20 protein-coding genes are annotated in these 18597 nt (G+C 71.2%); 9 read left to right on the top strand and 11 right to left on the bottom strand.

The features are described from left to right. Window positions 1-9 precede the first annotated feature (9 nt). The gene (locus ACIGQF_RS28600; RefSeq protein WP_399715890.1) at window positions 10-732 is read right to left on the bottom strand and encodes a helix-turn-helix domain-containing protein; all 723 of its coding nucleotides are present in this window, start codon (window positions 730-732) and stop codon (window positions 10-12) included. A gap of 197 nt (window positions 733-929) precedes the next feature. Beyond that, entirely contained in the window at window positions 930-1709 is a 780-nt protein-coding gene (locus ACIGQF_RS28595) for an SDR family oxidoreductase (protein WP_399715887.1), read from the bottom strand. A 147-nt stretch (window positions 1710-1856) separates the two neighbouring features. Here ACIGQF_RS28595 and ACIGQF_RS28590 point away from each other — a divergent pair, with 147 nt between their 5' ends. After that, window positions 1857-2264, top strand: coding sequence for a CoA-binding protein (locus tag ACIGQF_RS28590; RefSeq protein ID WP_399716483.1), 408 nt, complete (start codon window positions 1857-1859; stop codon window positions 2262-2264). Between the two features lie 70 nt (window positions 2265-2334). Here ACIGQF_RS28590 and ACIGQF_RS28585 read toward each other — a convergent pair whose 3' ends face one another. Further along, window positions 2335-2658, bottom strand: a complete 324-nt coding sequence (locus ACIGQF_RS28585) for a respiratory nitrate reductase subunit gamma (RefSeq protein ID WP_399715884.1) — start codon at window positions 2656-2658, stop codon at window positions 2335-2337. An 89-nt stretch (window positions 2659-2747) separates the two neighbouring features. Here ACIGQF_RS28585 and ACIGQF_RS28580 point away from each other — a divergent pair, with 89 nt between their 5' ends. Next, entirely contained in the window at window positions 2748-3311 is a 564-nt protein-coding gene (locus ACIGQF_RS28580; RefSeq protein WP_399715881.1) for a GNAT family N-acetyltransferase, read from the top strand. 79 nt (window positions 3312-3390) lie between these two features. Beyond that, window positions 3391-4632 (top strand): 4-hydroxybenzoate 3-monooxygenase, encoded by a 1242-nt coding sequence (locus tag ACIGQF_RS28575; RefSeq protein WP_399715878.1) that lies wholly within the window; start codon window positions 3391-3393, stop codon window positions 4630-4632. A 74-nt stretch (window positions 4633-4706) separates the two neighbouring features. Here ACIGQF_RS28575 and ACIGQF_RS28570 read toward each other — a convergent pair whose 3' ends face one another. Then, window positions 4707-5288 (bottom strand): YbaK/EbsC family protein, encoded by a 582-nt coding sequence (locus ACIGQF_RS28570; protein ID WP_399715876.1) that lies wholly within the window; start codon window positions 5286-5288, stop codon window positions 4707-4709. Window positions 5289-5344: 56 nt separating this feature from the next. Then, entirely contained in the window at window positions 5345-5917 is a 573-nt protein-coding gene (locus tag ACIGQF_RS28565) for a helix-turn-helix domain-containing protein (protein WP_399715873.1), read from the bottom strand. A gap of 175 nt (window positions 5918-6092) precedes the next feature. Between ACIGQF_RS28565 and ACIGQF_RS28560 the strand changes: the two genes are divergently transcribed. After that, on the top strand, window positions 6093-6962 hold the full coding sequence (locus ACIGQF_RS28560; protein WP_399715871.1) for an EamA family transporter: 870 nt from the start codon (window positions 6093-6095) through the stop codon (window positions 6960-6962). Here the strand turns inward: ACIGQF_RS28560 and ACIGQF_RS28555 are convergent. Continuing rightward, a complete protein-coding gene (locus ACIGQF_RS28555; RefSeq protein ID WP_399715869.1) occupies window positions 6918-7712 on the bottom strand; it encodes an acyltransferase in 795 nt (264 codons plus the stop codon). The two genes, ACIGQF_RS28560 and ACIGQF_RS28555, sit on opposite strands and share 45 nt — an antisense overlap. A gap of 312 nt (window positions 7713-8024) precedes the next feature. On the opposite strand from ACIGQF_RS28555, the gene ACIGQF_RS28550 reads away from it, so the two are divergent. Continuing rightward, entirely contained in the window at window positions 8025-8444 is a 420-nt protein-coding gene (locus ACIGQF_RS28550) for a PPOX class F420-dependent oxidoreductase (RefSeq protein ID WP_399715866.1), read from the top strand. A gap of 108 nt (window positions 8445-8552) precedes the next feature. On the opposite strand, the gene ACIGQF_RS28545 is transcribed toward ACIGQF_RS28550, so the two are convergent. Continuing rightward, the gene (locus tag ACIGQF_RS28545) at window positions 8553-9089 is read right to left on the bottom strand and encodes a gamma carbonic anhydrase family protein (RefSeq protein ID WP_399715864.1); all 537 of its coding nucleotides are present in this window, start codon (window positions 9087-9089) and stop codon (window positions 8553-8555) included. Between the two features lie 177 nt (window positions 9090-9266). Continuing rightward, entirely contained in the window at window positions 9267-9935 is a 669-nt protein-coding gene (locus ACIGQF_RS28540) for a DedA family protein (RefSeq protein WP_399715861.1), read from the bottom strand. Window positions 9936-11288: 1353 nt separating this feature from the next. Here ACIGQF_RS28540 and ACIGQF_RS28535 point away from each other — a divergent pair. Together ACIGQF_RS28535 and ACIGQF_RS28530 are read left to right on the top strand one after the other, a co-directional pair. After that, a complete protein-coding gene (locus tag ACIGQF_RS28535; RefSeq protein WP_399715858.1) occupies window positions 11289-12128 on the top strand; it encodes a histidine kinase in 840 nt (279 codons plus the stop codon). A gap of 37 nt (window positions 12129-12165) precedes the next feature. Further along, window positions 12166-12795 carry an AAA family ATPase gene (locus ACIGQF_RS28530; protein ID WP_399715855.1) on the top strand — a complete coding sequence of 210 codons (630 nt, stop codon included), beginning with the start codon at window positions 12166-12168 and terminating at the stop codon, window positions 12793-12795. A 626-nt stretch (window positions 12796-13421) separates the two neighbouring features. Here the strand turns inward: ACIGQF_RS28530 and ACIGQF_RS28525 are convergent. Next, window positions 13422-13874 (bottom strand): DUF4442 domain-containing protein, encoded by a 453-nt coding sequence (locus ACIGQF_RS28525; RefSeq protein WP_399715852.1) that lies wholly within the window; start codon window positions 13872-13874, stop codon window positions 13422-13424. Window positions 13875-14102: 228 nt separating this feature from the next. Here ACIGQF_RS28525 and ACIGQF_RS28520 point away from each other — a divergent pair, with 228 nt between their 5' ends. Together ACIGQF_RS28520 and ACIGQF_RS28515 are read left to right on the top strand one after the other, a co-directional pair. Next, window positions 14103-15122 carry a hypothetical protein gene (locus ACIGQF_RS28520; RefSeq protein ID WP_399715850.1) on the top strand — a complete coding sequence of 340 codons (1020 nt, stop codon included), beginning with the start codon at window positions 14103-14105 and terminating at the stop codon, window positions 15120-15122. Window positions 15123-15207: 85 nt separating this feature from the next. Further along, a complete protein-coding gene (locus tag ACIGQF_RS28515) occupies window positions 15208-16560 on the top strand; it encodes an MFS transporter (protein ID WP_399715846.1) in 1353 nt (450 codons plus the stop codon). Here ACIGQF_RS28515 and ACIGQF_RS28510 read toward each other — a convergent pair. Next, window positions 16547-17419: a spermidine synthase gene (locus ACIGQF_RS28510; RefSeq protein WP_399716480.1), complete on the bottom strand. Its 873-nt coding sequence runs from the start codon at window positions 17417-17419 to the stop codon at window positions 16547-16549. The two genes, ACIGQF_RS28515 and ACIGQF_RS28510, sit on opposite strands and share 14 nt — an antisense overlap. 115 nt (window positions 17420-17534) lie before the next feature. Further along, entirely contained in the window at window positions 17535-18440 is a 906-nt protein-coding gene (locus ACIGQF_RS28505) for a patatin-like phospholipase family protein (protein WP_399715843.1), read from the bottom strand. Window positions 18441-18597 lie beyond the last annotated feature (157 nt).

The following is an 18597-nucleotide window of genomic DNA, read 5'->3' as shown; positions in this document are numbered from 1 at the left end:
GGCCGGACGTCACTCGCGCAGTTGCCGGCGCATCTCCTGCTCGCTGAGCTCCGCCAGGCGCTCGAAGGCGGGGATGATGTCCGGCGCGGCGGCGGCCGCGGCCGCGCGGATGCGCGCTGCGGCCGGGCCGGTTTCCGGGTCGGGGTCGGCCGAGGTCTCCAGCGCGCCCCGCACCGTACGGGCGAGAATGGTGGACCGCTCCTCCGCGCTCTGCGGGGCCCGGTCGTGGAGCAGGGCTTCGGACAGGAAGAAGCCGGAGGCCGTGGCCAGCAAGGCGTACTGCTGGTGCTCGACGGCCATGTCCGTGCGTACCAGTCCGTGCGCGCGCAGCACTTCGAGGTAGTGCCGCACCACCTCGTTGCTGTACGCGGAGAGTTCGGCGAGCTCCTTCTTGGCGATGTCGGTGAACCGGCCGAGGATGTCGGCGTCGTCGTGGTAGAGGGCGCGCAGTACGGGGTCGGCCAGGAAGTCCAGGTAGGCCCCGCTCATCATCCGGCTCGGCAGGACGGCCAGCGGGTCGCTGCGCATGCGGGCCAGCTGGGACCGGTGGCTGCGGAGTTTGGAGCGCAGGACGACGGCCAGGAAGAGCGCGTCCTTCGTCTTCCAGTGCAGGTAGACCGTGCCCTTGCCGACCCGGGCGCGACGGGCGATCTCGTCGATGGTGACGCGTCGGTACCCCCACGCGACCAGCAGCTCCCCCGCCGCCTCCAGAATCCGCTCCCCACGCTCCACGCGCTCCGCCCTCCGGCTTCCCTGGTGCTGCTGGCCGCTTGGTTCCGCGGGCCTTTCTGACTTCGTGACCAGATTTGAAATCTGGTCACGAAGTCAAGGTAGGACGGCCGAGGGCGGCCCATAAGGCGGTTTTCGGCCAGGGGCGGCCGAGGCGCTGCCGGTCGGGTTCAGCGCTTCCGGGCCGAGTGCTTCCGGGGTCAGTGCTCCTGAGCGGTGGGCCGTACCGTGAGCTCGTTGACGGCCATATGGGCGGGCTGCGTCACCATGAAGCCGACGCACCGCGCGATGTCCTCCGCCACCAGCCACTCCTCCCGCGGCAATCCACGGGCCGAGGACGCCTGGCTGCCGCTGGTCATCTCCGTCACCACCACCCCCGGCTCGACCAGTCCGACCCGTACGCCGCGCCCGGTCACCTCCTGCCGCAGCGCCTCACTGAAGCTGCACACGGCGTGCTTGCTGGCCGAGTAGACGCTGTTGTTCTTGCGCGGCACCCGCCCGGCGGCCGAGCTGACGTTCACCAGGTCGGCGACGCCGCGCGGGCCGTCCGCCGCAGCGCGCAGCAGGTGCGGCAGCGCGGCGTGCGACATCCGCAGCAACGCCTTCACGTTCAGGTCGAGCATGCGGTCCCAGTCCTCGGGATCGCTGTCCTCGAACGGGCTGCGCGCTCCGTATCCGGCATTGTTCACCAGCACGTCCAGCCGGCCGAAGTGGTCCACGGCTTCGGAGACCACACGGGCTGCCTGCGCCGCGTCACTGAGGTCGGCGGTGAGGGAGAGCGGTTCCGGGCCGCCCGCCTTCCCGATCCGCGCGGTGAGTTCCGCCAGCCGTTCGGCCCGGCGGGCGACCAGGGCCACGGCACACCCCTCCCGCGCGAGCGCCAGCGCCGTCGCGGCCCCGATCCCACTGGAGGCACCGGTCACCAGCGCCACGCTCCCGCTCAGCGCCTGCCGTCCGTTGTCACGATCTTCGTTGCTCATGCTGGGCACTGTGCCCTGGCCGGGGGCCCGCCACACGGCGGCGTACACCCCACTGCGCCGTTGACCGGCCTCCGTGATCCGGCACCGCGCCGACACGCTCAGGGGCATACCGTGGGGAGCACGATCCGATACCAGGAGGCTGAAGCGATGTACGGCGACCCGGCGACCATCCGCAAGATTCTGACGGAACTCGGTGACACCTGGGCCGTCGTGGGGCTGTCCTCGAACCAGCAGCGTGCGGCGTACGGCGTCGCGAACGTACTGCAGCGCTTCGGCAAGCGCGTCGTCCCCGTGCACCCGAAGGCCGAGACGGTGCACGGGGAACAGGGCTACCCCTCCCTCGACGCCATTCCCTTCGAGGTCGACGTCGTCGACGTGTTCGTGAACAGCGCGCTGGCGGGCGAGGTAGCGGACGGGGCCGTGGCCATCGGCGCCCAGGCGGTCTGGTTCCAGCTGGGCGTCATCGACGAGGCGGCGTACGAGCGGACCCGCGCCGCCGGCCTGGACATGGTCATGGACCGCTGCCCGGCCATCGAGATCCCCGCCCTGAGCTAGCGCGACGGCCGGCCATGGCCTCGGCGCCGGCGGCGCCCCGCGAGCGGTGCACGACGTACGGGCGGACGAGCTAGCCGAGCGGGGCGCTGAAGGCGTGGACCAGGCGGCTGAACGGCCACAGCGCGAGGAGTGCCATCGCGAGTGCGGCGTGCAGTTGGTGGACGAACGGGGCGTGCGCCATGGGGCGATGGCCTCCTTGCGGCTGGCGGGGGCCGGCGAGGAGGCGCAGGCCCGGCTCGGGGCTGCGCGCGGCGAATTCCAGCAGCAGCGGGAGGAAGTCCGGCAGTTCGTCCTCGGGCGGCAGCCAGCCGTGGTCGCGTACGAAGTTCCGTGTGCGGGCTTCCCCGCTCAGCCGCCAAGCACCCGGCGCTCGACCGGACGGCTCAGCCGTCATCAGTCGATGTCGATCAGGACCCCTTGACGGGCCTGTCCGGCCTGCGGAATTCCCAGCTCACGGGAACGCCCGTGCGCTAGCGTCCCGGCATGATCGAGATTCGACAGGCGGGGCCCGAGGACGCCGAAGAGCTGGTACGGCTGCGCCGGCTGATGTTCGCCGCGATGGACGGCACCGACCGGCCGGGAGACTGGGAAAAGGAAGCCGTGAGCATCGCACGGCAGCAGTTGTCGGGCGACCAGCCGGTCCTTGGCGCCTTCGTGATCGACGCGGACGCCGCGGAGGCGGCGAGCGACGCGGACGGCGCCCACCGCATGAACGGCACGGCGGGCACCCCTACCGGCAAGCGGCTCGCCGCGTGTGCCGTGGGGACGGTCGAGCAGCGGCTGCCCGCGCCGCAGCATCCCACGGGGCGGTTCGCCTTCATCTTCAACGTGTGCACGGACGCGGAGTACCGCGGGCGCGGCTATGCCCGCGCGACGACCGAAGCGCTGCTGGAGTGGCTGGCCGGGCAGGGCGTGTCCCGTATCGATCTGCATGCCACGGACGAGGCGGAGGCCCTGTACCGGAGCCTCGGCTTCGCGGAGCACTCGACCGCGCTGTCCCTTGATGCCCGTACCTTCCGGCGGAGTCCGGCTCCGGGCCGCACCTGACCCACCTGACGCATCTGACCAGGGACTTCGGCCATACACTGCCACCCGGTTCTGCCCCCGTACGAAGGGAACCGACACCGTGGCCGACGCCGCCGTCCCCTCCTCCTCCGGCTCCCCCGAGGAGACGCACCGCACCTCCGTCGTCATCATCGGCGCCGGCCCCGCCGGGCTCACGCTCGCCAACGTCCTGCGCGCCGCCGGCGTCGGCTGCGTCGTACTGGAGGCGGAGAGCCGGGAGTACATCGAGCAGCGGCCGCGGGCCGGCTTCATCGAGGAGTGGCTGGTCAACGCCCTGGAGCGGCACGGGCTGGCCGACGGGCTGCGGGAACGGGCCGAGCGCCAGCGGACGTTCGAGTTCCGGTGGGGCGGGAAGCGGCACGTGGTGGAGCCGGGCCGGTTCTCCGGGCAGAGCCATTTCGTGTATCCGCAGCCACTGCTGGTGACCGACCTGGTGGCCGCCTACGCGGACGCGGCGGGCGGCGACATCCGCTTCGGCGTACGGGACGTCCGCCCGGCCGGGATCGACACCGACCGGCCGTCCGTCTCGTACACCGACCCGGAGACGGGCGCCCGGCACCGCATCGACTGCGCGTACATAGCGGGTTGTGACGGCGCCCGCAGCGTGGCGCGCGCCGCGATACCCGCCGAGGAACTCCGCATCTCCCGCCTGGACTACGGCATCGGCTGGCTCGCGCTGCTCGCCGAGGCCCCGCCGTCCGCCGAGGGCGTCGTCTTCGGCCTGCACGAGCGCGGATTCAGCGCCCACATGGCGCGCACGCCCGAGGTCACCCGCTACTACCTGGAGTGCCCGCCGGGCGACGATCCGGCGAACTGGCCGCACGACCGCATCTGGAGCGAACTGCGTACGCGCCTGGCGGCGACCGGCGCCCAGCCGCTCAGCGAGGGCCGGATCATCGAGAAGACGGTCCTCGACATGCACAACTACGTGGTCGAGCCGATGGGGTACGGCCGGCTCTACCTGGCCGGCGAGTCCGCCCACCTGGTCGCGCCGATCGCGGCCAAGGGCATGAACCTGGCGATCCACGACGCCCTGTTGCTCGCCCGGGCGCTCATCGGCGCCTGCACGAAGGGGGACGACGCCGGGCTCGCCCGGTACTCGGACGCCTGCCTGCAGAAGATCTGGCAGTACCAGGAGTTCTCGCAGTGGCTGTCCGACGTCATGCACGGCGCGTCGTCCGGCGACCGGTTCCGCGCGGGCACCGCGGAGGCCCGGCTGCGCCAGTTGTTCGCCTCGGACGCGGCGGCCGCGGCCTTCGGCGAGACGTACCTCGGCTCGGCGACGGACATCGAGACGCTCTGAGCGACCACTGACCACCGGTCGACGGCAACCGAGCACCCGTAACCGGCGCCCGGCATCCGGCCGCCGCTCGTCGCTCAGCCCGCGGCGCGCCCCAGTCCCTCCAGGACGCGGGCGCCCGGCAGGGTGGCGAGGGCCTTGCCCGGGACGATGAGCTTGCCGCGCCGGGCCCCGCTGCCGATCAGGAGGTACGGCGCATCGGCGACCGCCGCGTCCACCAGGAGCGGCCAGTCGGCGGGCAGTCCGATGGGGGTGATGCCGCCGTACTCCATGCCGCTGCGGCCGACCGCGGTGTCCATCGGGGCGAACGACGCCTTGCGGGCGCCGAGTTCGCGCCGTACGACACCGTTGACGTCCACGCGGGTGGTGGAGAGCACGACACAGGCGGCGAGGGTGACGGTGTCGCCGCGCTTGCCCGCCACGACGACGCAGTTCGCGGACTGGTCGAGCAGCCAGGAGCCGTAGTGCTCGACGAGGAGCGCGGTGTCGGCGATGGCCGGGTCGGTGTCCACGTGGTGAAGCTGCCGGACGTCCACCGGTCCCTGCCAGTCGCGGATCGCGGCGGCGACGGGCTCGGGCAGCAGCTCCGCGCACTCGACGGCCGGCCGGACCTCTTCGAAGGCGTCCAGGGGCGTGCGTGAGGGAGTAGGTGTCGACATGCCCGTCAAGCTAACAGCAACACGAACACAGTTGACTCCTGTCTCGGCTCCCGGACTCACCGACCCGACGGGACGCTCACGGCCATGACCATCTCCACGGTCTCTTCGCCGTCGTTGCGGTACTCGTGCGGGAGGGACGCCTCGAAGGCGGCCGAGGCACCCGCCGGTACCCGGTGTGGGACGCCGTCCAGGACGAGCGTCAGCTCCCCCTCGCGTACGTGGATCAGCTCCTTCGTCCCCTGCGGATGCGGGTCCGACGTGCTGCGGTCGCCCGGCATCAGCCGCCAGTCCCACAGTTCGAATGGACCGGGCGCCTCCGTGCCCACGAGCAGCGAAGTGTGGCTGCCGGCCTCGGTCGACCACAGCCGCACGGCCTCGCCGGGCCCGACGAGCCGCAGTTGCGGCCCCTGGTCGTACTCCAGGAGCCTGGTGATGCTGATGCCCAGCGCGTCGGCGATCTTGACGGTCGTTCCCACGCTCGGGTTCGTCCGGGCCTGCTCGATCTGAATGATCATGCCGCGGCTCACGCCCGCGCGGGCGGCGAGGGCATCGAGCGTGTAGCCCCGCTCGCCGCGCCAGTGCTTGAGATTGCGCGCCAGCGACTGCGTGAGCTGATCGAGATCCGTCACGTTCCCTCCAGTCTTGTTCGGTCCAACTGCTCCATCGGAGGCCCAGTGAAGGCCGGGTGAAGACCTGGCCACCACCTCGCCAAGTTCAAAATAATCCATTACATAGTTCAGTCTCCTGCACTACTCTCTCCTGCACTCCATCGTTCAGCACACTGTACTTGCGAGGTTCCACATCATGACCGCGGTATTGGCTCTGGCCACCAGCATCCTGTGGGGAGCCGCCGACTTCGGCGGCGGTCTGCTCACCCGGCGCATGCAGGCGCTGACCGTCGTGGTCGTTTCGCAGGTGATCGCCGCGGTGGTGCTCGGCACGATCGTCGTCGCCTCCGGCGCCTGGCACGCGGCCTCGCCCCGGCTGTGGTGCGCCGTCGCGGCGGGTGTCGTCGGCCCGGCGGCCATGCTCTGCTTCTACCGTGCGCTCGCGCTCGGCCCGATGGGCGTCATCTCACCCGTCGCCTCGCTCGGCTCCGTACTCGTCCCGCTCGGCGTCGGCTTCGCCCTGGGCGAGCGCCCCGGCCTGGTGCAGATCGCCGGCATGACCGTGGCCGTCATAGGCGTGGTGCTGGCCGGCGGCCCGCAGCGCGGCGGCAACTCCGTCACCGGCCAGGCGCTCGTCCTCACCCTCGTCGCGGCCTTCGGCTTCGGCGCGGTGATGGCCTTCATCTCCGCGGCGTCCACGACCGTGACCGGCCTGTTCCTCGCCCTGTTCGTGCAGCGGCTGTGCAACGTCGTGGTCGGCGGCGCCGCGCTGTACGTCACGGTCCGGCGCGGCACGCCCGCGCTGCCCGAAGGCGGCACGTCCGTCATCCGTGCCGCGCTCCCCGCGCTGGCGTTCGTCGGCATCGCCGATGTCGCCGCCAACGGCACGTACGCGCTCGCCACGCAGAGCGGCCCGGTGACCATCGCGGCCGTACTCGCCTCGCTCTATCCCGTCGTCACCGCGGTCGCCGCGATGGGCGTGCTCAAGGAGCGGCTGCGCGCCGTGCAGACGGCGGGCGCCTCACTGGCTCTCGCGGGTTCGGCGCTGCTCGCCGCCAGCGGCTGAGGCCGGGACCTGGTCCCCCGCCTCCCACTCCGCGAGGGCGAGCAACTGCTCCGGGGTGACGCCCTCGGGGATCGGCTTCGGCGGCGGCGTACGCAGCGGAGGCTGCCAGCCCGCCGCCGGGTCCCAGGTGCGGACGACCTTGGCGGGCGCCCCGGCGACCACGGCGTGGTCCGGGACCTCGCCGCGCACCACCGCGCCCGCCGCGACCACCACGTTCCGGCCCAGCCGCGCGCCCGGCAGGATCACCGCGCCGGCGCCCAGCCAGGAGCCGGCACCGATCTCGACGGGCGCGGTCCGCGGCCACTGCTTGCCCACCGGCTGCGCGGGGTCGTCGTACGAATGGTTGTCGCTGGTGATGTAGACGTACGGGCCGCAGTAGACCTCGTCGCCGATGGTGACGGTCTGCGAGGCGACGACATGGCTGCCGCGGCCGAGCACGACGCCGTTGCCCAGGCGCAGCACCGACTCCGGGCCGAGATCGAGGCCCGGCATCATTCCTGCGGTCAGCGTGACCTGCTCGCCGATGATGCAGTACTCACCGAGCTCGATCCACTGCTCACCGAAGACCGTGCCCTGCGGGAAGGCGAGCCGGGTGCCGCCCCCGATGCGGCGGAAGCGGTACGGTCCGGGGCGCTCGGCGGTCACCGCGCCGGCCTCCCGCACCCAGCGCGTGCCACGGTGCACGGCCCATGACGCGGCCCGGCGCCGCACGGCACCGAGGGATGAGAACACGTTCTTCTTCGCTCGCACCCGCTCACCGTACTCACCGGTAGGCCAACCGCACCCCGCCGCGTCCTGTGATCTTCACCCCACGGTCGCCCCCGGGCCGGCCCGGAGTCCCGGCTCGGCCGCGCCCTCCTCCGGGGACGGGAGGGTGGCGAACTGCCCGGCACCGGGCGGATTCGCTGGAGTCGGTACGGGATGCGGGGGCCGGGATGTGGCACGGTGCAGGTGCGTCTCGTGGTCCGGTCCGGTAGCCCGCCAGTACGGCCCTCCGTACGGTCCGGTTCCGGTGGCCGGGCCGTGCGACGCGGACGCACGCAACGAGGAGGAGAAGAGTCCATGTCGAATCCGCCGCTTCCCGAGGCCGCCGTCGCCATGCTGAAGAAGGCGAACCCGGCCGTCATCACCACCCTCCGGTCCGACGGCCAGCCGGTGTCCACGGCCACCTGGTACCTCTGGGACGACGGCCGGGTGCTGGTCAACATGGACGAGGGCCGCAAGCGGCTGAACCACGTGCGCAGGGACCCGCGGGTCACGCTCACCGTGCTCGACGAGGAGAACTGGTACACGCACATCAGCATCATCGGCCGCGTCGTCGAACTCCGCGACGACGAGGGCCTCGCCGACATCGACCGGCTCGCCCAGCAGTACCTCGGCAAGGAGTACCCGCAGCGCGACCGCAAGCGGGTCAGCGCCTGGATCGAGATCGACCGCTGGCACGGCTGGGGCACGCTCAAGGACAACAGCCAGCCCGGCTGATCACTGCCGGCGGCAGCCGATCGGCACCGGATGCCGTGGAGTGCCGGGGAAGCGGCCGCCTCCGCACGGAGGCGGCCGTCCTGTGTCGGTCGGGCGCCGTACCGTACGTCAGTCGCCGCTCTGCACGGTCTCCCGGTGGCGCGCCGCGAGGTCGACGTAGACCGCGGCGTTCAGCCTGATGGACTCGCGCTCCTCGTCCGTCAGCTCGCGCTTGACCTTCGCCGGTACGCCGGCGACCAGCGAGCCGGGCGGCACCTGCATCCCCTGCGGGACCAGCGCCTGCGCGGCGACCAGCGAGCCGGCCCCGATCCGGGCCCCGTTCAGGACCGTGGCGCCCATGCCGACCAGGACGTCGTCCTCGATGGTGCAGCCGTGCAGTACGGCGTTGTGCCCGACCGACACCCGCTCGCCGACGCTGACCGGGAAGCCCGGGTCGACATGGACGGTGCAGTTGTCCTGGATGTTGCTCTCCGCGCCGATGGCGATGGGGCCGCCGTCGGCCCGCAGGACGCTCTGGTACCAGACGCTCGCCCCGGCCGCCATGGTGACCTCGCCCAGTACGACGGAGGTGGGCGCGGTGAACGCCTCGGGGGCGATCTTCGGCTCCGGCCCGCCGACCCCGGAAATCAATGCCTGTCCCGCCATCGCTGTCTCCTCGTCACGTCTCGTGATCACACCGTGGTCACGTCTCGTCGTCATGGCCTGCCGCCAGGTCCGACGCCATGGCCTGTCGTCGCGCCGACAGCACCGTAGGCGACGGACGGGTGCGATCCGCCCCTGCTGGGGTGAAGATCACAAGGAGACGGAAGCGGGAGCGGGCGGCTACTCGGCGGCCGCGGACGCCGCCGGCTGCTTCTCCTGGGCGCTCTGCCTCTCCTCATGGGCCGCGGCGGCCTTGGCCGCCCGGCGCTTCATGACGATCAGCGAACCGAGGCCGAAGAGGACCGCGGCGACCAGGCCCAGCCACGAGAAGCGCTTCAGCCAGGGCTCGGCGACGATGCCGACGCTGTAGATCAGCGCGGTGGTGCCGCCGGCCCAGACGATGCCGCCCAGCACGTTGGCGATCAGGAACTTCCAGTACGGCATGCGCAGCACGCCCGACAGCGGTCCGGCGAAGATCCGCAGCAGCGCGATGAAGCGGCCGAAGAACACGGCCCACATGCCCCACTTGGCGAACTTCTCCTCGGCCATGGCGACGTGCTCGGGCCCGAAGTGGCGCGGGAACTTGCGCCCGGCCCAGTCCAGCAGCGGCTGACCGCCCTTGCGGCCGATGAGGTACCCGATGGAGTCACCGACGATCGCGCCGACCGTCGCGCACGTACCCAGCACGTACGGGTTGATGTGGTCCTGCGTGGCCGCCAGCAGCGATGCGCTGACAAGAACGATCTCGCCCGGCAGCGGGATGCCCAGGCTCTCCAGCCCGATGACCACCCCCACCAGGAGATAGACGCTCACCGCTGGTACGGACTCGAGCCACTCCTGGACGTGCAACGCGCCGTTCCTCCACCTCGTATCGGGCCCGCCGTGCGGGCCGCCCCCTGACGCGCGGTGCCGCGCGTCCGGGAAGCGTACTCGATCTGCTGGTCACGGCCGCAGCCCTCGCGCACGGCGCGGGGCAGGGGGCGGCCGTTCTTCCTTCAGATGGTGGGACGCAACGTGGAGCCCATCAGTTGCCCGCGCCCCTGGAGGAATCGCAGGCAATTTCCGACCGCCACTACAAGCGCGGGCTCAACTGTTGGGCGGCGAGTCCAAGCGTGTCCGCACCCGCTCCCACGGAACGGTCGCACACGTGGTGACCTCTCCGCCATACGGCAGCGGCACTCAAGCAATGGCCTGGGCGGCCCGCTCCCCCTGGACGGTTCTCAGCCGTCTCCTCACCCATACGATTGGCACAGTGCGGCTGGGACCGGGACAGCGCGGGCGTTGGACTGGAGGGAGGCCGGCTCTTGTCCCGCCGGAATGCTGAATGATGCGCTCGGGCCGTTTGGACAATATGTCTCATGGCGACGTCCCTGGTGGCTTCTAGTTTACTGCTGGACTTACAGCAGCAACCACGTGAGGGGCTCTCGTTTCGCCTGGGCCGATTCGCATACATAGGAATCGCCCTGCCGACATCAATTGTCGGCGGCATAATTCTCACGCACCGACCGGGGAATCGCATCGGGATCATGATGATCAGCGCAGGATTCCCGACCGCCGCTGATCAGACCACCTGGAATTACTTCCGATACGGACGCGCCCACGACCTCCCTCTCACGGCCGGCGCCGGCCTACTGGCCAATTGTCTGTGGGCGGGCCCAGTAATACTGCTGCTGTGGACCCTGCTGCTCTACCCCAACGGCTCTCTGCCGTCCCGGCGCTGGCGCCCCATTGCCTGCATCTACGCCGCCTGGTCGGCCTTACTGGCCGTACTCGCCGTCTCGGGCGGGGGTGTTTATACCGAGCCTCCGCTGGTCCCTCTTCCGTGGTCCGAGTACCTATTCGGTGACCACGGCAGTCTCAGAAATGCCCTGCCGACCCTTTTCTCCGGGTTTCCCGCACTGGTGACAGGCTCCGCGGCCGCGGTCATCGTACGACTGCAGCGGGCCGGCAGGGAGGAACGCGCCCAGATCAAGTGGTTGGCTTTCGTCGGCGGTGCGGCCGTAGCGGTGTGGTCTTTTCCGCCGACTCAGGAGATCGGCAACTGGGCCCGGGCGGCAGCGAATTTCATGCTGTGGGCGGTCCCCACCTCGATCGGTGCCGCGGTGCTGCGTTACCACCTCTACAACATCGGCCGCGTCATCAATCGCACGCTCGTTTACGCATTGCTGACAGTGTCCATCAGCGGGGGCCTACATCCTGGTCGTGGCGTCGCTGGGCACACTGTCCGAACGAATCGGACTCGGCGCCTCAGCCATCGTCGTCACGGTGATCGCGATGCTCGCCGTTCCGGTACGGGCCCGCCTTCAGCGCGGCGTGAACCGCTTGCTCTACGGAAGGCGCGGCGAGCCGTACGCCGTTGTCTCCGAGCACGGCCGGCGGCTTTCCTCCGCACTGGCACCGGGCACCGCACTCCCGGTGATCGTCAATACCGTCGCGAACGCCCTCAAAATCCCCTACGTCGCCATTCAGCTGCTCCAGAACGATGAATTCCGTGCCGCCTCCGCGCATGGCGTTGCCGATGCCCATCCCTTCACCATTCCTCTCACCCATCACGGCGAACTGCTGGGCCGGATGGCGATGAGCCCCCGGTCGCCCGGCGAGGAGTTCTCGCCCGCGGAGTTGCGCCTGCTCCATGACCTGGCGCGGCAGGCCGGGCTTGCCCTGCACGGCGTCCGGGTGACGGCCGACCTGCAGCGTTCCAGGGAACGGCTGGTTGCCGCCCGCGAAGAGGAACGCCGCCGACTCCGCCGCGACCTGCACGACGGTCTGGGGCCGACGCTTGCCGGCGTGGCCTATCTGCTCGACGGCGCACGGCTGTCGGCTCCGGCCGACGCCAAGACCGGGCCCATTCTCGATGCGCTCAGTACGGAGATCCGAGGCGCCATCGCCGAGGTGCGCAGGCTCCTGGACGGACTGGCCTCCGCGACGCTGGACGAACTCGGCCTGCTGCGGACCACCAAGGCACGGGCCGAGTCGCTCAGTACGACATCCGGATCCCGCAGCGCCATTTGGCGTTCTTGTCGAACAGTCCTTTCACGATGATGCCCACCAGTGTCAGCGGCGTGCCGAGCAGGAGGACATGTGCCCAGAATCGCATGCCGGTCCCTTCCTTTTTCGTGGCACCGTAGACAGCAGAGGATCTGAGGCACCCCAGGGGGTAACCCGGGACTTCTCCCGGGGTTCGGCACCTGCCGGGCTCGGCCGAGGCAGTTGGGGGTGGTGCCGCGTGTCAGGCCGGGCGGAGAGAACGATCTTTCTCGGCCGAGCGGACGAAGTGTCGTCGATGCACACGCGGTTGCGGCGTGCCGCGAGCAGTGAGCCGCAAATCGTTGTCGTCGAAGGCCCCGCCGGCATCGGCAAGACCTGCCTGGTCCGCCGCTTCCTCGCGGACGTCCCACCGGACAGCTGCCTTCTGCTGGCCAGCGGTGAGGAGAACGAGACTCAGCTTCCGTACGCTGTGGTGTCGCAACTCCTCGCGCACCTCACCGTGGAATTCGATCCGCTGCTGGAGGCCCTGGAGCCCCGTGCACGCTCCGGCGCCGACGTGCCGGACGCGATTACCGTGGGGCGGGGCTGCTCGACATCATCGGCAGGCTCCAGAAGCGTACGGCACCGCTTCTCATGGTCATCGACGATGCCCACTGGGCCGACTCGGCGTCCTTGCACTCACTCACCTTCGCCCTGCGGCGACTCCGTGTGGACCGGGTGATGACCGTACTTGTGGTGCGGGACGCGATCGATCCCAGGCTGCCTCCGGGGCTGCAGCGGATGCTCAGCGATGACGGCACACTCAAGCTCCGGCTCGGGGGGAGCTGGACGTCAAGGACATCCGCCGGCTGCACACCGCTCTGGCCGGCGCACCGCTGCCGCGGAAGGCCGCCGGCCGGATGAGGGAGCACGCTCAGGGAAACCCCTTGCACCTCAAGGCCCTGCTGCGGCAGTTCCCCACCTCGGCCTTTCGCGGGAGCGTCGCCGTCCTGCCCGCACCTCGTGCGTACGAGCACCTCATCCATACCAGGCTCGACGAGTGCAGCCCTGACTCTCACCAAGCTCGGTCTGAGCAGCCGGGCTGCCGCGGTCGCACGCGCCCGGGATGCCGGTCTCACCTGATCGGGACTGCCTCCCGGCCCTACCGGGACATCCACCTCATGCGCGCTGCCTCCGAGGAGCGCATGCTCTCCCTCGCGCGAACCGAGCTCAGCGGTGACGGGTCACCGCCGACGGGCGCGCCCTCACGGGGGTGGGGCTCGCCCCGCCGAAAAGGCCGGGCCGCCGCCGAAGAGGCGGCCCGGCCCGGCAACCAAGCTACTTTCAGATATCTCTCCCCGGCGCCCCTCAGCCGTTGAGCCGCAGGGTCCACACGACCGTCATCTCACCCGTGACGGCCTCGTCCTCGCGCTGGATGGCGATACCGACCGGAAACTCCGGCCGCCCGCCCGCATCGAGCTCGGCGACGACCTCGGCCACCGGGCGGCCCAGGGTCGCCGTCGCCGTCACCGGCCCCTTGGCCACCTTCTTGTAGTCGATCTCGGCCCGCACCGCGAGCGGCACCGCACGAGAGAGCTGGTCGCCGAAGGCCTTGAGGACGATGGCACCGCTGGCGGACTCGGCCAGGGTGAACATGGCGCCCGCGTGGGGGCCACCGATGTGATTGTGGAAGTCCGGCTGGTCCGGAAGCCGGAGCACCGCACGCTCCGGGGTGACCTCGACGAACTCCAGATTCAGGGTCCGCACCATCGGGACCGCGGCGGCCAGCATTTCACCCATCGAGGCGCTCTCACTTGTCATGAGCGAAATGTTACCGCCGAGTAGCCAACCTGGCCACCCTGGTCAGACCCCACTCTCAGCTCGAAAAGCGCCCTTGGCGCGTCGGGAGCCCCGGCCGGCCCGTGGCCGCAGCGACGCGGCGCCAAAGCCACCTGAAGCGCCACGAAGCGCATGTGAAGGTCAGGGTTCTGTCACGCTCGCCGGGGCAGCTGTGACACCTCCCACCTCGGACCTTTATCGTTAGCGCCCATGTGGCCAGGACAGCAGCCGCCCGGGGGCGAGCAGAACCCGCAGGATCAGAACCCTTATCAGCAGCCGGGGTACCAACAGCCGAATCCGTACCAGCAGCAGGGTTACCAACAGCCGGGTTACCAGCAGCCCCACCCCTACCAGCACCCGACGCAGCCGCAGTGGCAGGGTCCGGGCGGGCCGCAGCCGCCCAAGAACAACGGCGGCAACGAGAAGAAGACCACCGTGACGATCGCCATCGTCGCGGCGGTGGCGGTCGTGGCGGCCGCCGTGGTCACCGGCGTCTTCGTCCTCCAGGACGACGAGAAGAAGCCCGTCGCCCATCAGGACCCGAAGCCCAGCACGTCCGCGACGGCCGAGCCCTCGGAGCCGTCGGGCGACGCGAGTGCGAGCAGCGGCCCCGGTGGCGACCCGAACGCCCCCGACCAGCCGGTCATCAAGGGCTGGCAGACCGTGGTCAACGCCAAGCGGCACGTCGCCTTCGATGTCCCCACCAAGGACTGGACGACCACCTCGCCGGACACCTATACCGGGTTCCAGGACGAGAAGGACAAGTCCGGTTTCCCCAAGACCCTCATCTCCATGACCGCACCGGCCTACTTCAAGGAAAACTGGTGCACCGTCAAGGACAAGGACGGCAACGAGTCCACCGCCTCGCTGGCCGGCACCGGCGTCAAGGGCGCGCAGGGCGCCAAGAGCCAGGGCGAGGCCGCCCAGAACGAGGCCCTGAACTGGGTCTGGGCCGGGTACGACCAGAAGAAGACCGGCACGTTCAAGGGCACCAAGGCCAAGTCCTTCAAGAGCGATCACGGCATCACCGGAAAGCTGTCCACGGCGACCGTGACCGGCGTCAAGAAGGACGGCAAGTGCGACTCGGACGGCAAAGCGTACGCGGTCACGTACACCGACACCACGGGTGAGTACGCGACCTGGATCCTCTACGCCGCCAAGGACGTCAAGGGCGAGATCGACGAGGCCACGGTCAAGAAGATCATGAGCTCCCTCCGGCCACTGGAGTAGCCGGGCCCGGCCGGCCCGGGTACCCCCGGGCCGGCCGCGCGCAAATCCGAGTGACGCCTTCGGGCAAGAACGCGATGCTGTTGTGATGAAGATGAAGCGCCCCGCGTGGGCGGGGCGCAATTACACGCTGCTGACGGCCGCCGCCGTGGTCACCGGCCTCGGAAGTTCCGGGGCGCTGATCGCGGCGGCGTTCGCCGTGCTCGGAGCCGGCGGCTCGGCGACCGACGTCGGCCTGGTCGCCGCGGCCCGTACGGTCCCCCTGGTGATCTTCCTCCTCATCGGAGGGGCGATCGCCGACCGGCTGCCGCGGCACCGCGTGATGGTCGCCGCCAACGTCCTGAACTGCGTGTCCCAGGGCGCCTTCGCGCTGCTGGTGCTCACCGGGGAACCCCGCCTGTGGCAGATGGCGCTGCTCTCCGCGCTCGGCGGCACCGGGCAGGCGTTCTTCGCGCCCGCCGCCGAAGGCATGGTGCTGGCCAGCGTCTCCGGCAAGCAGTCGGGACGCGCCTTCGCCGTCTTCCGCATGGGCATGAACGGCGCGAACATCGGCGGCGCCGCACTCGGCGGCGCCCTGATCGCGGCCGTCGGCCCCGGCTGGGTGCTGGCGGTCGACGCCGCCGCCTTCGCCCTCGCCGGCGCGCTGCGCGCCTTCCTCGACGTACGGGGCGTGCCGCCGCGGGAACCGGGTGACGGCCTGCTCGCCGACCTCCGGGACGGCTGGCGGGAGGTCGTCTCGCGGCGGTGGCTGTGGTCGATCGTCCTGCAGTTCGCCATCGTCAACGCGGTCGTGGCGGCCGCCGAGGCGGTCTACGGGCCGCTGGTCGCGCAGGAGCACCTGGGCGGCCCGGGCCCGTGGGGGCTGGCGCTCGCGGCGTTCGGCGCCGGTACGGTCGGCGGCGCGCTGCTGATGACCCGGTACAAGCCGCGGTACCTGCTGCGCGTGGGCACGCTGTGCGTCTTCCCGCTCGCTCTGCCGTCCGCCGCGCTGGCCGTACCGCTGCCCGCCGGCGCGCTGACGGCCGTGATGTTCGGCGCGGGGATCGCGGTCGAGGTGTTCGCGGTGACGTGGATGATGGCGCTGCACCAGGAGATACCGGAGGAGAAGTTCTCCCGGGTCTCCTCGTACGACTGGCTCGGCTCCCTCGCCATGGTCCCGCTGGCCACCGCCCTCGCGGGCCCGGTCCAGGACCTGATCGGCCGCACCACAGCGCTGTGGGCGTGCTCGGCGCTGATCGCCCTGCTGACGGCGGCCGTGCTGTGCGTACGCGACGTACGGCAGCTGACGCGCCGGCCGGACACGGCACCGGGAGCCGAGGGGCAGCCCAGGACGGAGTCCGCCCACGGGTCCGCAGACGGTGCCCCGGCCGACATCCCCGGTCAGGTCCCGGTGACCGGCCTCCCGTCCTCCGCCGCCACGGACGACGTCACCCCACGCTGAACGCGCCGGTGGGCGGCTCGGGTGAAGGAACCGCGTCCGCGTCCCGTACCGGTCGGGCGTCACCGATGAGCTGCCGCAGCCGCGGGCCGTGTTCGACCCTGGCGGGGAAGGCGTCGGCCGCCACCCGCCGGGCGATCTCCGCCAGCGGCAGCTCTTCCTGCGAGGCGACGAGGATCGCGTTCCCGAACCGCCGGCCGCGCAGCACCGACGGCTCCGCGATCAGACAGACCTGCGCGAAGACCGCCGTGCAGTTGGCGAGCTGGCCGCGCAGGAAGGTGAAGGGCGCGCTGTCGGCGAGGTTCGCCACGTAGCAGCCGCCGGGCCGCAGCGCCCGGCCCGCGGCCCGTGCGTACTCCGCCGACGTCAGATGCGCCGGCACCCGCGACCCGCCGAAGACGTCGGCCACGACGACATCGGCGGAGGCCGCCGGCGCCGACTCCAGCGCGGCACGGGCATCCGCGGCATGCACCGCTATGCCGCTGTCGGGCGGCAGCGGGAGGTGTTCCCGTACGAGGTCGAGCAGACCGCGATCGGCCTCGATCACCTGTTGCCGCGAGCCGGGCCGGGTCGCGGCGAGGTAGCGCGGCAGGGCCAGCGCGCCGCCTCCGAGATGCAGCGCGTCCAGCGGGCGGCCGGGCTCGGCCACGGCGTCCAGCACATGCCCCACCCGGCGGGCGTACTCGAACTCCAGGTACGTCGGATCGTCCAGATCCACGTACGACTGCGGAGCGCCGTCCACGGTGAGCAGCGCCGCCCGCGACCGGTCCACGTCCGGCAGCACCTTGGCCGTACCGCGGTCCACCTCCCGCGTGACGGGCACGAGGACTGCCCCGGGGGCGGCCACGGGGACGGGAGGTATCGGGTCACCGACTGCTGCCGGCACGTCGTTTCGCTCTGCCACCGTCCTATTGTGCGGTGTGCGGGGCGACTTCCGTACCCGCGCGGGCGGGCCCCGCAGGGAGCGGCGCCCGCCGTCAGCCCCCGTCCGTGCCCGTCCACACCCTGGCCGCCTCCGACACATGGGCAGCGGCCTGGACGCGGCCTGCGCGGGCCGCCGCGGCGCGCTTGGACGGGTCCAGGACGTTCCGGCCGAAGGCCGCCCGCGCGGCGCGGTCCGGCGTGACGACCAGCACCTCGGCGCCGTCCGCCGCGAGCCGCGCGGCCTGCGTGCGGGGCGGCTCGACGGGGCCGCCGCCGGACGCCATCGGGGCGATCACGACGACGCGTCCGTAGCCCGCGGCGAGGTCCACGTTCGCGCACGAGTGGACGCCGCCGTCGATCCACCGCCGGTCCCCGATCGTCACGGGCGGCCAGACACCCGGTACCGCACAGCTCGCGGCGACCGCGTCGGCGAGCTTCACGCCGCTGCCTCCGTCGAAGACGCTGCGCTCCCCCGTGTACGCGTCCACGGCCGTGATCATCAGCCGCCTGGCCGGCCACTCCTGCGACAGCAGCCGCCCGGCGATCACCGCACGCTGGGTGTTCTCCGGCCCCGTACGGGCGGCCAGCGCCAGCCGTCCCATCCGCGCGCCGAAGGTCACCGCGTCCCGCGACCGCAGCGCGATGGCCGCGAAGCGGGCCATCGACACCGCGCCCATCCGGGCCGGTGCGCCGCCACCCTGTGCGATGCCGGCGGCACCTGCGGATGCACCGACCGACGGGCCGCTCGAAGCACCGGCCAACTGCCGTTCGTACAGCTCCTCCAACGTCAGCTGCCCGGAGGTGAGCTGAGCGCCGACCAGGGATCCCGCGGACGTGCCGATGACGACATCGGCCGTGCAGAGGTTCACCCCCGCCTCGGCCAGTCCGGCGAGCATCCCGATCTCCCAGCCGATGCCTGTCAGCCCGCCACCGCCCAGCACCAACGCCGTACCCGCCATGCGTGCCGCTCTCCCATTTCTCGATGGTCCGACATTTCCCGCTCGTCGGCGGTCCTTTGCACCGGGGGCCGCAAGCGCCCCGTGAGCGCCGCAAAGGCCCTGTGTCCGGGCCCCGGGAACCCGGTGCCTCAAGGGTCCGCCGGACGTGCAGTCTTCC

The sequence above is a fragment of the Streptomyces sp. NPDC053560 genome, from assembly GCF_044544605.1.
Taxonomy (GTDB): Bacteria; Actinomycetota; Actinomycetes; order Streptomycetales; family Streptomycetaceae; genus Streptomyces.
The sequence above is the reverse complement of the archived record's forward strand: the minus strand, read 5'-3'. Positions and strand labels throughout refer to the sequence as shown.